The organism is Microcystis aeruginosa NIES-4325 (assembly GCF_008974145.1).
Taxonomy (GTDB): domain Bacteria; phylum Cyanobacteriota; class Cyanobacteriia; order Cyanobacteriales; family Microcystaceae; genus Microcystis; species Microcystis aeruginosa_G.
Genome location: NZ_BJKP01000017.1, coordinates 50416 through 62994 on the forward strand (window position 1 = coordinate 50416; position 12579 = coordinate 62994).

Consider the following 12579-nt stretch of genomic DNA (forward strand, 5'->3'; position numbering starts at 1 on the left):
CTATGCAGGTTGCCAACAATCGTCACGAGTCAGACGAATTTGGGCAAGGGCAAAAATAGTCGGGATAATCCGGCCGTAATCGGTGGCGATCGCTTTCCAACCGAGATCAGCAATAAACCAACCCCATAAAGCAGGTCCAGCCAAGCTTAACACGGTTCTGACCGCTCCGTAGCGGGCTGCCGCTCTAGTCATGCCCTGTTTAGCCGTTTGTAGGGCTAATTGATTAGCAATTGCCCCACCCTGGATCACGGCAGTTTTTGCCCCTTGATAGCGGACAAAATGGAGAGCGAACTGCCCGGCGATATGTTTGAGCAGAATCGGTTTCAGGATAGAATTAAGGGCGATGACGCTACTGCCTTTGAGGACTATATCGAGGGGATTGTGTTGTAGGTGAACCGGTAAGGGTTGGGGAGTGCGGCAATCCGCGAGCGCCTTTTGAATTTGAATCGAGAGGGATTTTTGTTCCGATGGGGGGAGACGTTTCCAAGCTTTGTTAACCAGATGAAGATAGATTTCCGCTTCAATTTCCGTTGTCGGCATTTTTTGGGAGTAGGGAACCTTGAGGAAATGACAGACACGGACGAGAATTTGACGATAACTAACTTTTTCGGTTTGACCTTTTAATACTGTCACACCGTCGGCAGCCAAATAACGAAAACGATCCTCGACGCTATCTAACCAACTTTCCCAATCCTGACTTTGAACGGCGATTGCGTCGGGCGCTCGTAGATAATCGAGAGGGTTAAAACGACGGCAAAAGAGGATGTTAGTGATTTGCTGTAGTTCCTCCTCGGTGGCTAACTCCAAAGCTGTGCGTAGTTCGTCCAATGTGGTTTGTCCTCCTCAGCCCCAATAATCAACTTAGTTTCGCTAGTGCCGATTACTAATAATATTAACTCAAGGGTTCACAGGATTAGGAAGGCTAGTGACAAATTTTTCGATTAATGTTGGGATCATTGGCGCAGGTTTAGCCGGGTTAACCTGCGCTCGTCAGTTGTGCGATCGAGGTTATACTGTGAAGCTATTTGATAAGTCTAGAGGCATTGGTGGTCGTTTAGCCACGCGACGGGTTAACCGAGCCAATCAAGAGATTGCTGTGGATCATGGCTTGCCTTTTTTGACTATTCAGGGCGAAAAAACGGCGGCTTTAATTGATAATCTCCTGAGAGAGAATATAGTTACTTCTTGGTTTGATTCTAGCTATGTTGCTCCTTCTGGCATCAATAGCGTGGCGAAATTTTTAGCTAAAGGTTTAGAAATTGAACGAGATTTTTTGGTTACTCGTCTGGAAAATCGTCAAGAAACATGGGTTTTAGACAATAACGGTCAAATTCGGGGAGAGTTTTCGGTGATTGTCCTGGCTATTCCCGCCCCGCAAGCAGCGTTATTGTTAGAAAACTCTCCCATAACTACTATGCCAGAATTGCGATCAATCGTTTACGATCCCTGTTTAACGGTAATGGCGGGTTATGGCGATTCTTTACCCGCAGTTACTCCCTCCACCGCTATCGCTTGGTTAGGACTTGATAGCAGTAAACGGCAATCATCCCCTGATTATGTCTTTGTTGTGCATAGTAGTGCCGATTTTGCGGTTAAATATCTCGATAGCGAGGATTTAGAAGCAGTTAAGCTAGATTTGCTCGCTCGTGCTTCTTTGCCTCTCCCGGATTGGTCTCAGATGCACCGTTGGCGTTATGCTTTAGTCCGTCAGGGTTTAGCTGTACCCTGTTTAAGTGTTAATAGTCCTTTACCTCTAGTTGCCTGTGGTGATTGGTGTCAAGGGGGAGATTTATCGAGAAATTCTTCCCTAGAAACGGCCTTAACTTCTGGGATAGCGGCGGCTAATCAAGTTCAGCAGCTACTCTCTTAAGAATCTAGAGAAGGTTTAAATTCTTAGGTTAAGCTTAAGTTAACAAAAGGTTAAATATATAATAATGTAGGTATCCTATACTGGGGGGGTGGTCACAATGGAAAAATTCAATTCTAAAGATAACTTTCTCTACCCTAAAACCAGCTACAGGGGCTTATTCACGCCACAAAATCTAGTTTTTAACGCTAATTTGCAGGAATTTGCCCTGAGAGTCTCTTTTATCGCTGGTTTACACAGTGGGGGAAAACTTACCTCCACGGAAGCTTACGAGAAAATTAACCAGCTTTGGCAAGAGTTAAATACCAGTCGAAAACTCCTACTAGCTAATCATTTTGAGGATCACGGAGATTGAGAGACGGGGGTTTTTCAGTGATCAGTAAACAGTATCTAAAGTGGCACATTAACAAAAGTGGGTCAAGTAGTTCTTACAGTTATCTCAGCGCTTTCTCGCCATAGCTGGCAGTATTCTGAGAGACTGGGACTGGGTAAGTGGCGACTAATTCCGGTTTAGTGGTCAGAATCGAATATTCACAAGACTGGGGATTGTCCATCCGATCCTGAGCATTGAGGATTTCTAACCCCACAACGTTGCCCGACTGATCATAGTCGAGAATCACTCCAGGACTCTGCTCGTCGCTTTCTGCAATCGGCACATTACTCAAGGTGATTTTGAGAGCATCAACGACTGGATCATAGGTCACTTTCATGGCGTTCTCCAATACTTGCTAATTTTGCTGGTTTTATAAACTGTCACCACCAGCCAAGGTTCAATTTCATCACGGACGACCAGACGCAGCAAGTAAATTTTTTCCATCCCCCAATCAAGCTGGGACTGATAGACCTTCGTGCCATCTGACTGCGGAATCAACTGCTGTGGGCTGACCAGTACTGACTCAACCATTGCCAGAGGAATTTCTCGCTGTTCTATCTGTTCTTGGGCGTGGAGGGACAATTGATAGTTCACGACACAACCCCTTGGTAGATTATATTATCACACTATTTAACTATCTTGTCAAGGGACAATTGATAGTTCACGACACAGAAAGCAGAAGAGCCATACTCTGTCACTTAAAACTCAAATCTGATAACTGATAGCTGCACGACTACTTAGTACAAACGCTTACGGGGGCGATAATTAGCCACGGATTCCACTAAACCCAAGGCAATAAAATTGGTTAATAAAGATGAACGTCCATAACTCAACCAGGGTAAAGGAATCCCTGTAATCGGGGCTAATCCCACGGTCATGCTAATATTAAGAATTGCCTGAAAAGCGATCATCGAGAGAACACCGATCGCTATTAAAGAACCAAAGTTTTCTTTAGCAGTGTTAGCAATGACTAACAAACGCCAACAAACTAACCAGAAAGCTATTAAAACTAGAATACTGCCGACAAAACCAAATTCTTCCCCGACTACGGTGAAGATAAAATCGGTGTGTTGTTCGGGAATAAAATTTAATTGGGTTTGGGTGCCTTGGTGTAATCCCCGTCCCAATAATTCTCCGGATCCGATGGCAATGCGGGATTGAATTAATTGATAACCTCCCCCCAAAGGATTCTTTTCTGGGTCAAGAAATAGGGTTAAACGATCTTTTTGATATTCTTTTAATAAACCCCAAAAAACCTCGCCTAATTTACCCACTGCCAGATTAGTTGCCACCACGATGAAAGTAGATAAAAAACGGTAGGGAAGGGTAAACCAAGCAAGCACAGCGATGATAATTGCTAAAACAATCCAAGCAGGAAAAAGTAAATTAAACAGAAAAACCGATGCGAGGGGGGATAAGAGGATAATCATCCAAGGCAGTTTCGCATTAGCCCAGTAAATCATGCCTAAGGTAATTGCCCCAAAAACTAATCCTGTCCCCAGGTCCGGCTGCGCCATAATTAATACCCAGGGGATGGCAGTGACGGCAAAGACACGAGCGATCGCAAAAAGATTATCGGCGGGACGATGATGTAGGAGGGCTGCTAGGGTGATAATTAAACCTACCTTGGCAAATTCCGACGGTTGCACGTTAAAACTGCCGATATTAATCCAACTTTGCGCCCCATTCGCCGTCACCCCTAGGATAATTACCGCAATTAGGGAGAGATTGGTGAGAAGATAGGTTAACCAGTGCCATTTCAGCAGACTTTCGTAACGACAACGGGCCAGAAATAAAGTGATCGCCACTCCCACAGCCCCGAATAACCAGTGTTGCCACCAATCGAGAGCAGTGGTATGTCTTTCGGCACTACGAATCATTAAACCACCGAAAACGGTTAAACCCGTCACCAAAACGAACAAAAGCCAATCAATTTGGGCTATATCCCGGAAAATGAAGCTAAACTGTTCGTTAAAACCGCTTAGTTTCCTACTAACAAGGGACTGTCTTCTCACCATTTCTCTCCCCATATTTACTGACTATAGGCTGCCACGGATACTTTCGCCGCCACCTGACGAGCGATCGCTATCAGGGCTTTAGCTGAGGCCGATTCTGGTTGCCCTAAAACTACTGGTACACCAGTATCACCGCCCTCCCGGAGGGATATCTCCAGAGGCACACATCCCAGTAAAGGAATGCCCAATTCTTGCGAGGTTTTTTCCCCACCACCGGACCCAAATAGATCATAGGAGCGATCGGGCTGATCGGGGGGGATAAAATAACTCATATTTTCCACGATACCCAAAACCCGCGCCCCTAGCTGTTGGAACATTTTTAAACCCCGGCGCGCATCAATTAAAGAAACCGTCTGGGGAGTGGTGACAATCACCGCACCCGCTAGGGGGACCGATTGAATTAAAGTTAATTGTGCATCCCCGGTACCGGGAGGCATATCGACGATTAAATAGTCTAAATCGCCCCAATTGACTTGATAGAGAAACTGACGGATAATGCCGTTTAACATCGGACCGCGCCAGATTACCGGTTGATCGGGGTTGATCAAAAAGCCCATGGAAACCATTTTGATGCCATGGTTAAAAGCGGGTTCCAATATCTCGCCATTTGCGCCCTGTACGGTCACTTGTGCGTCATTTAAGCCCAACATTGTTGGGGCGTTGGGGCCGTAGATGTCCGCGTCTAATAGCCCCACTTTTGCCCCTAAATGAGCCAAGGCGACGGCGATATTGACAGCCACGGTACTTTTTCCCACACCGCCCTTACCACTGGAAACGGCGATAATATTTTTAACCCCCTCCACACCTTGGCGATCAGGTAAAGCTTTTTGTTGCGGGGTTTCGGCAGTTACTGCCACGGCGACACTTTCCACCCCGGGCAGCTGTTTAACGGCTTTTTGGCAGTCTTCCACGATAAATTCGCGTAAAGGACAGGCAGGAGTGGTCAAAACTAGGGTAAAGCTAACTTTTCCGCCATCGATCGCCACATTGCGGATCATGTTCAATTCCACTAGGCTTTTTTGCAGTTCTGGATCTTGAACGGGACGTAATACTTCTAAAATCGATGCGGTATCAAGGGGCATGGTTTCAGTGTCTCTAATCAAGTATTGTTCTTATGGTTATTTATCTTAACCTTGATGCCCGCACAGTTATCAGTGGGGAGTGGGGAGTTTTTTGCTGTGAACAGTGAACAGTAATCAGTGAACTGAAAACTCACATCTGATAACTGATAACTGATAACTGATAACTGATAACCCCCATTTCCCTAGATTACGGTAATAGGATCGCCGACTTTAATTGTACCTGTCTTTTCGGGGATGACATTTTCTCCGAACATGATGCCCCCGGGGAAACGGCGAAAAGTGCTTAAGGTTTTTAAAGGTTCCTGCTGGGGATTTCTCCTACCTGTTTCTTGATCAGTGGTGGTAATAATACAGCGACTACAGGGTTTAACTAGAGCATAATTTATCTCTCCAATTGTGATCTTTTGCCAACTACTTTCGCTAAAAGCTCGATCGCTACTAATAACAATATTAGTCCGAAAAAGATTCATCGGCACCGGTGTGACTAAACGCCGATTTAAGTCCTCTAAAGAAGCAGTATTAGTTAATAAAATTGGATAACCATCGGCAAAGCTGACGGGAGTATGATCGTTCCCCGCATAGCGAGGATTCGCAGGACGTGGATAATCGGGAGATTGTCGCACTAAACGACAAGGAATGTCGAGAATTTTCTCAAACCATTCGGCGATTTCATCTCCTTGATCCATGGCTATGGTTTGGGATTCCCAGATTTGAACCGCTCTTTTTTCTCCTGTGAAATTAGGCTGAAAAGTCAGGGAATCTTGAGATGTTTTCAGAGAAAATTTATCTCCTGTAATCGTGACAGAAACCCTGGCTAATTGCGGATATTCTCTTTGAGTGATAAATTTACCCTTGCCATCCACTAACATCATTTCCCGATCCCAGAGTAAACCTTTAGGAGTCACTTCAGCTTGGGATAATTGAATACCTCGACAGGATTTAATCGGGTAGATATAGAGATCAGTAACCTGCATTTTCTTTCAGTAGTTCTACATATTTTTTAGCCACATCTTCCCACGTCCAGAGATTAATTTTATTGGGAATATCTTCGGGTAACAAGCGAGGAATTGGATTGAGGATAAATTGTTCTAAACAATTAGCTAAACTGTCCGCATCTCCCCTATGATAGAATTGCACTCTTTCGGGACAATTATATAATTCTACCTGTTCTTGAAACACTTCTAAATCGGAAGCAATAACGGGAATACCTTGTAAAATGGCTTCCGCTATTGCTAATCCAAAACCTTCGTATTTTGAGGGAAATACCACACAGGAACAGGTTTGATAATAAAATTGCAAGGTTTCATAGTCTTGATAACCTAATCCCTTGATATGACTCTCGAAAATTTCTTTATTTTCCTGATAAAGTTGGGTACATTCTTTGAGATAGTCTTGGTATTCTTGGGTTTTGGACTGTTGAGACAATTGCAGATTTCCACTAACTAGATTATCGGTTTCTTTACCGATAAAAACTATTTGAAATTTTAAACCTTTTTTCGCTAGTGTAATTGCTGCATTGAGCAAAGTTAAATGATCTTTGTAGATACCAAAAGAGGAGGGAAAATAAAAAGTAACTAGCTCGCTTTTGACTAAATCACTCTTGGGATGAGACTGATCGATAAATCCCGCTAAGGGTACAGCTTTTAATTTACTGGCATAGGTAGCATTGGGAAAAACTTTTAAAACATCGTCTTTAGTTTTTTGAGAAATTGTGAAGAGTAGATCGGCCTTATCTAACCATTCTTTTAAGACTTCATTGTAGGTTTCTTGATAGGATTCTGAGTAAGTTAAGGGAGCAAATTGCCAAAAGACATCATAAATAATGCCACTTAAAGTAACGTTAACATCAGGAGGGAAAATCCGATTAGTTATCCCATACAAACAGTGATCAGCTTGGTAACGCTTGATAATCTGATTAATTCTTGCTTCGATGCGTAAAAGTTCAATTCTACGAGAGAAAAGACGATGAGTAGAAGTCAGTCTTATGGTTTTATAAAAATTCGCTAGAAGACCATAAAAATAGATTAATTTTGTCTCAAAACTCTGGGGGTAAAAATGAAAGTCTTCGTAGATAAGTTTATCGGAATCGGGCATTAAAGACTTAAAATATTCAATTTCCTTACGAGGGAGGACGATAATAATTTGTTCGACGTGTTCTAATAAGCTAGGTATTAAAGAGATAATGACTCTTTCTACTCCTCCTTTGCGATAAAACACGATCGGGATGACAATTTTCATAGATTTCCTTGCAGATAGATGGCAATAAAAAGATTGATTTTTGACATGAACCCATTATATGATAGGCTCGAATTGTTCTATTGAGTCGAGAAATCGAGTTAAATTCAAGGAACTAAGACTCTGTCACCCATCGCCCCTATTTTCCCTCGATCTTGGAGAAAAAGAGTGTCACAAGCTACTCCATCCCTACAATCTAATCTCAAACAATGGCTGCGAGCCAGCGCACCTTCCCTATTTCAAATTAAACAACGTTTGAGCGCCCGTCGTTGGCCGAAAAAATCGATCGTTATTTACACAGAAAAATATCGTCCCATGCGTCCGGCGGAAATTTGGCAACGGGGGGCCAGTGGCACCCAGGCATCGGTGGCTTTTTTAGCGCAGGAATGGACGAAACGCGGCTATAAAGTGACGATTTTTGGCAATTGTGAGGGCATGGAAGGGGAACAGGACGGTATTCGCTATGTTAATTATTACCAGATGAATTGGCAAGATCACTTTGAGACATTGGTGATCTCTCGCCATCCCACCTATTGCCGCCCCGGTACCAAGGCAGAACGAATTTTTTTTGATTGGCAAGATATTAAAGTGCCGGCAGCCTCCTATACCCCCGAAATTTTGGCTAGATACGACAAAATTTTCTGTAAAAGCCAATATCAAAGGGATTTACTGGATTTATGTCCCGATCATCAATGTCCAATTGTTCCTAATGGTATCGATACTTCCCTTTTGGCTGTAAGTGAGACGGTGCCACAAAGTGAGTATCTTCCCTATCGTCTAGTCTATGCCTCTCGTTATTATCGGGGCCTAGAGTCGATGTTAAAGCATGGCTGGCCGATTATCAAGGCGGAAATTCCCGCAGCCGAGTTACATCTTTACTATGGTTTTACTAAACGGGATGAAATTGGCGATCGCAGGGAATGGCGCGATAATTTAATGGCTTTGATTAAAGCTAGTCCGGGGGTAGTTGATCGCGGAATGATGGGTTATCGTCAACTAATCGAGGAAAAAGCGCGCTCTGCTATTCATTACTACGGTTGCACCTATCGTGAGATCGATTGTATTTCCGTGCGCGAGTCGGCAGTGGTGGGTTGTCTGCCAGTGGTGACGGATTTTGCTGTTTTTCGAGAAAAAGACTACTGTGTGAAAGTGCCGGGGGAAGTAACCGATCCGGCTACTCAGGAAGCTATAGGCTGGAAAATTGTCGAATTACTGAAAAATCCCCAGCTTTTGTCCCAAGAGCGCAAAAGATGTCGTCAAATTGCCCTAAATGACACCTGGGAGCGATCGGCCGCCGCTTGGTTAGATGTGATTGAAGCGGATTCTTAGGCAAGCATTTCTTCTAAAACCCTGGCTACCCTTAGGATTAAGTCTTCGCGATCGGGGGCGGCGATGATTTGTAAACCTAAAGGTAGCTGGGATGGACGTTTAATCGGCAAAGAAAGGGCAGGTAAACCAATCAAAGAAAAAGGTTGGGTGAATCTGCCTAAATTAGGTCTAATTAATAGCTCTTGCCCGTCAATAATCATTTTTTCTACTCCTAACGGCGGCGCAATACAGGGAATCGTCGGGGTGAGGATAATATCGACTTCGGCGAAAATCTCTCGCAAACGATCGCGATACCAACGGCGAAAACGTTGAGCCTGTAAATACCAGCTAGAGGGAATTAATGCCCCTGCCAAGAAGCGATCCCGGGTTGCGGGGTCAAAATCCTCTAATCTGGTCTGTAAACGCGGTAAATGCCAATTTGCTCCCTCGGAAGCGGTAATTATATAGGCGGCTGCCCTGGCGCGGACGGTTTCGGGAATGGTGATTTTTTTGGTCACTCCTAAACGTTCGGCGCTCGCTGTCACCGCCTCGAATACTTCCGGTTCGGCTCCCTGCTGAAAATAATCATCGGCAAGGGCTATTTTTACGCCCTCTAAGCCATTTAAAGGGACTTTAAGGTTATTCTTGGCAAAAAGACCCCAAATAGCCGCCATATCCGCCACATTGTCGCTAAAAAATCCGGGATGATCCAAACTACTAACGAACAAAAATAGGCCCTGACGGGATACGCGCCCAAAGGTGGGTTTTAGCCCCACCACGCCACAGCAAGCGGCGGGAACCCTCACCGAACCATTAGTATCGGAACCGAGGGCGAGAGGCACTAAATTAGCGGCAACGGCAGCGGCGGAACCGCCGGAGGATCCCCCCGATACGCGACTAGGATCGAGGGGGTTGGGAGTGGCTCCATAATGGGCATTTTCGGTGACAAAACCGTAGGCGTACTCATCCATATTGGTCGCCCCCACCAAAACTGCCCCAGCTGCTTCTAGGGTTTGAATAGCGATCGCATCTTGTCCGGCGGCAGGGTGATCTCGATTGATTTTGGAACCGGCAAGGGTGACAATACCCTTGATATCAAAGAGATTTTTGACGGCGAAGGGGACTCCTGCTAAGACACCGACGGGTTCCCCATTAGCGATCGCTTGATCAATTTTTTGGGCTTGAGCGAGCGCCCTAGGCTGTAAAATGTCGGTAAAGCAATTTAAATGGCGATTTTTCGCTTCTATCTCCGCCAAAGTCTGGCTAATAACTTCTAAGGCGCTAGTTTGACGATTTTGGATCGATCGAGCTAAATTGCACACAGAAATAGTCATGGTTCAAAGCTGAGGGCGCTTTCCCCGTCATCCTCTAAGGGAAATTCTGTCACTAAACTGGCGATTTCTTGCAAGCGTTGCCAGTTTTCAACCACAGAATTTAAATAGCGATCGGGAATGGTTAAATCTAGGATTTTCGCCATGATTATAACGTATTCTTCTGGATTATTCATAGATTTCGTTCTGGTTGGGGTTAAGGAGATCAAGATTTGCTTGAAAGCATCGCTCAGGAATAAAATCGACACCTGGTTAAGCTGTGAAAATTGCTAGGATATAAGAGAAAATCTCCTGTAAATACAATAGCTATCCCTAGGGAGGAAGTATAACTTGAATTTGTTCTTGACCACCGACTCCCTAGGAGCATAACCTGAGATATGATCATAGAACTGTATATTGATACTAAATCCGGTTATTAAAAACTGATTATTTATTCCCCTTTGCCTTTTGCCTCTCCTCATAACTAGCCTGTACTCAACGGATTTAGTATGAGATATTTTACCCTCCTTCACCTCCAGATTAAATTAAACTCATATATGACCAAAAACAAGAGGTAACAAGCTTACCCTTTCAAGAGAATGAAAATTCAAAGCTACCGACGACCGGCGGCAGTCACTGATAACTGATAACTGAAATGACTATCTTACAAGACGAAAAACTTCTCTTTATTCCCGCAATACCCCACAGTGATGCCATTAGAACTATTTTTGCTTTTCCTAATCAGTATTCCGTGGGTATAACCAGTTTAGGTTATCAAATTGTTTGGGCAACTTTAGCCCTGCGATCAGATATACAAGTTAGTCGTTTATTTACGGATTTTCAAGAATCTTTACCCCGTTATCCCGAATTAGTTGGCTTTTCCTTTTCTTGGGAATTAGACTATGTTAATATCCTCTCACTGTTAGAATCTTTAGAAATTCCTTGTCACAGTCATCAACGGCAAGATCAGCAGGCGATAATTTTTGGGGGTGGACCAGTTTTAACCGCTAATCCCGAACCTTTTGCCGCTTTTTTTGATGTAATTTTATTGGGAGATGGTGAAAATTTAATTGCTGATTTTATTAATGCCTATCAAGAGGTGAGAAACGCTGATCGCCAGACAAAACTCCGTCATTTAGCCCAGGTTCCGGGGGTGTATGTTCCTAGTTTATATACCGTTAATTATGATAGTCCAGAAGGTGAAATTACGTCAATTCTACCCATAGATAATAATCTTCCTACCTTTGTTAGTAAACAAACCTATCGCAGTAATACCCTTTCAGCTTCTACGGTGGTAACAAAACAAGCGGCATGGGAGAATATTTATATGGTAGAGGTGGTGCGAAGTTGTCCAGAAATGTGCCGTTTTTGTTTAGCTAGTTATCTAACTTTACCCTTTCGTACCGCTAGTTTAGAATCCCTGATTCCCGCCATTGAAAAAGGGTTAAAAGTGACCGATCGCCTGGGTTTATTAGGGGCTTCTGTCAGCCAACATCCCGAATTTGAAACCTTACTTGATTATCTTTTTCAACCACAATTTGAGGGAGTTAGACTCTCGATCGCTTCAGTTAGAACTAATACTGTCACGGAAAAATTAGCCAGAATTTTATCCCTAAGAGACAGCAAATCAATTACTATTGCCGTAGAAAGTGGTTCCGATCGCCTACGGGAAATCATCAACAAAAAGTTAGCCAATGATGAAATTATCCAAGCTGCCATTAATGCCAAAGCGGGCGGTTTAAAAGGGATAAAACTCTATGGTATGGTGGGAATACCGGGAGAAGAAACCGAAGACATAGCGGCGACTATGGAAATGTTAACAGCATTAAAAAAAGCCGCCTCTGGACTGCGAATTTCTTTCGGTTGCAGCACCTTTGTGCCTAAATCCCATACTCCTTTTCAGTGGTTTGGCGTTAATAAAATGGCCGAAAAAAGATTAAAATATCTAGAGAAACAATTGGGTAAACAGGGCATAGAATTTCGACCAGAGAGTTATAATTGGTCAGTGATTCAAGCCCTATTATCTAGAGGAGATCGCCGCTTAACTTCCCTGTTAGAATTAACTCGTGGCTACGGTGATTCTTTAGGCAGTTATAAACGGGCTTTTAAGGAACTAAAAGGACAAATTCCCCCTCTAGATTATTACGTCCATCAGCAATGGCGTTTAGAAAAGGTTTTACCCTGGAGTCATTTGCACGGTCCTTTATCCTCGAATGTTTTAATAAAACATTTAGAAGATTCCCAAACAAAAAGGTAAAGTATTGCTAATAAGCTAAGACGCATTTAAACAATGTCTTGACTATCAGACCCCAAATGAGCTATTCTATCAAGGTAGATCGGATAGTGGTGCCATTCAAACTTGAATTAGCCCTATTAAAAACAAAAAAAT

At 43.6% G+C, this 12579-nt stretch carries 12 protein-coding genes and 1 pseudogene; 4 read left to right on the forward strand and 9 right to left on the reverse strand.

Annotated elements, in window-relative coordinates; translation table 11 throughout:
• Positions 1–828, reverse strand: coding sequence for a YaaW family protein (locus MiAbW_RS11270; RefSeq protein WP_151696197.1), 828 nt, complete (start codon positions 826–828; stop codon positions 1–3).
• Positions 829–925: 97 nt separating this feature from the next.
• Here MiAbW_RS11270 and MiAbW_RS11275 point away from each other — a divergent pair, with 97 nt between their 5' ends.
• Positions 926–1870, forward strand: a complete 945-nt coding sequence (locus MiAbW_RS11275) for an NAD(P)/FAD-dependent oxidoreductase (protein ID WP_151696198.1) — start codon at positions 926–928, stop codon at positions 1868–1870.
• A gap of 97 nt (positions 1871–1967) precedes the next feature.
• Positions 1968–2222 carry a DUF7219 family protein gene (locus MiAbW_RS11280; protein ID WP_151696199.1) on the forward strand — a complete coding sequence of 85 codons (255 nt, stop codon included), beginning with the start codon at positions 1968–1970 and terminating at the stop codon, positions 2220–2222.
• Between the two features lie 136 nt (positions 2223–2358).
• Here the strand turns inward: MiAbW_RS11280 and MiAbW_RS11285 are convergent.
• The 6 genes and pseudogenes from MiAbW_RS11285 to MiAbW_RS11310 all read right to left on the reverse strand — a co-directional run.
• Positions 2359–2577 (reverse strand): annotated as a pseudogene (locus tag MiAbW_RS11285) (DUF2283 domain-containing protein); the annotation flags it as partial.
• A complete protein-coding gene (locus tag MiAbW_RS11290) occupies positions 2574–2834 on the reverse strand; it encodes a DUF4258 domain-containing protein (protein WP_151696201.1) in 261 nt (86 codons plus the stop codon). The gene MiAbW_RS11290 and the pseudogene MiAbW_RS11285, both read right to left, overlap by 4 nt.
• A gap of 143 nt (positions 2835–2977) precedes the next feature.
• The gene (rodA, locus tag MiAbW_RS11295) at positions 2978–4258 is read right to left on the reverse strand and encodes a rod shape-determining protein RodA (RefSeq protein WP_151696202.1); all 1281 of its coding nucleotides are present in this window, start codon (positions 4256–4258) and stop codon (positions 2978–2980) included.
• A gap of 14 nt (positions 4259–4272) precedes the next feature.
• The gene (locus MiAbW_RS11300) at positions 4273–5337 is read right to left on the reverse strand and encodes an Mrp/NBP35 family ATP-binding protein (RefSeq protein WP_151696226.1); all 1065 of its coding nucleotides are present in this window, start codon (positions 5335–5337) and stop codon (positions 4273–4275) included.
• 182 nt (positions 5338–5519) lie between these two features.
• Positions 5520–6311, reverse strand: a complete 792-nt coding sequence (locus MiAbW_RS11305; protein ID WP_151696203.1) for an MOSC domain-containing protein — start codon at positions 6309–6311, stop codon at positions 5520–5522.
• A complete protein-coding gene (locus MiAbW_RS11310) occupies positions 6298–7575 on the reverse strand; it encodes a glycosyltransferase (protein WP_151696204.1) in 1278 nt (425 codons plus the stop codon). The genes MiAbW_RS11305 and MiAbW_RS11310 overlap by 14 nt, the downstream gene beginning before the upstream one ends.
• Before the next feature lie 165 nt (positions 7576–7740).
• Between MiAbW_RS11310 and MiAbW_RS11315 the strand changes: the two genes are divergently transcribed.
• Complete coding sequence (locus MiAbW_RS11315; RefSeq protein ID WP_151696205.1) at positions 7741–8901, forward strand: glycosyltransferase; 1161 nt, start codon at positions 7741–7743, stop codon at positions 8899–8901.
• Here the strand turns inward: MiAbW_RS11315 and MiAbW_RS11320 are convergent.
• The gene (locus MiAbW_RS11320; protein WP_151696206.1) at positions 8898–10214 is read right to left on the reverse strand and encodes an AtzE family amidohydrolase; all 1317 of its coding nucleotides are present in this window, start codon (positions 10212–10214) and stop codon (positions 8898–8900) included. The genes MiAbW_RS11315 and MiAbW_RS11320 overlap by 4 nt on opposite strands.
• On the reverse strand, positions 10211–10387 hold the full coding sequence (locus tag MiAbW_RS11325; protein WP_002740449.1) for a DUF4089 domain-containing protein: 177 nt from the start codon (positions 10385–10387) through the stop codon (positions 10211–10213). The genes MiAbW_RS11320 and MiAbW_RS11325 overlap by 4 nt, the downstream gene beginning before the upstream one ends.
• Before the next feature lie 458 nt (positions 10388–10845).
• Here MiAbW_RS11325 and MiAbW_RS11335 point away from each other — a divergent pair, with 458 nt between their 5' ends.
• On the forward strand, positions 10846–12447 hold the full coding sequence (locus MiAbW_RS11335; protein WP_151696208.1) for a B12-binding domain-containing radical SAM protein: 1602 nt from the start codon (positions 10846–10848) through the stop codon (positions 12445–12447).
• Positions 12448–12579: the final 132 nt, after the last annotated feature.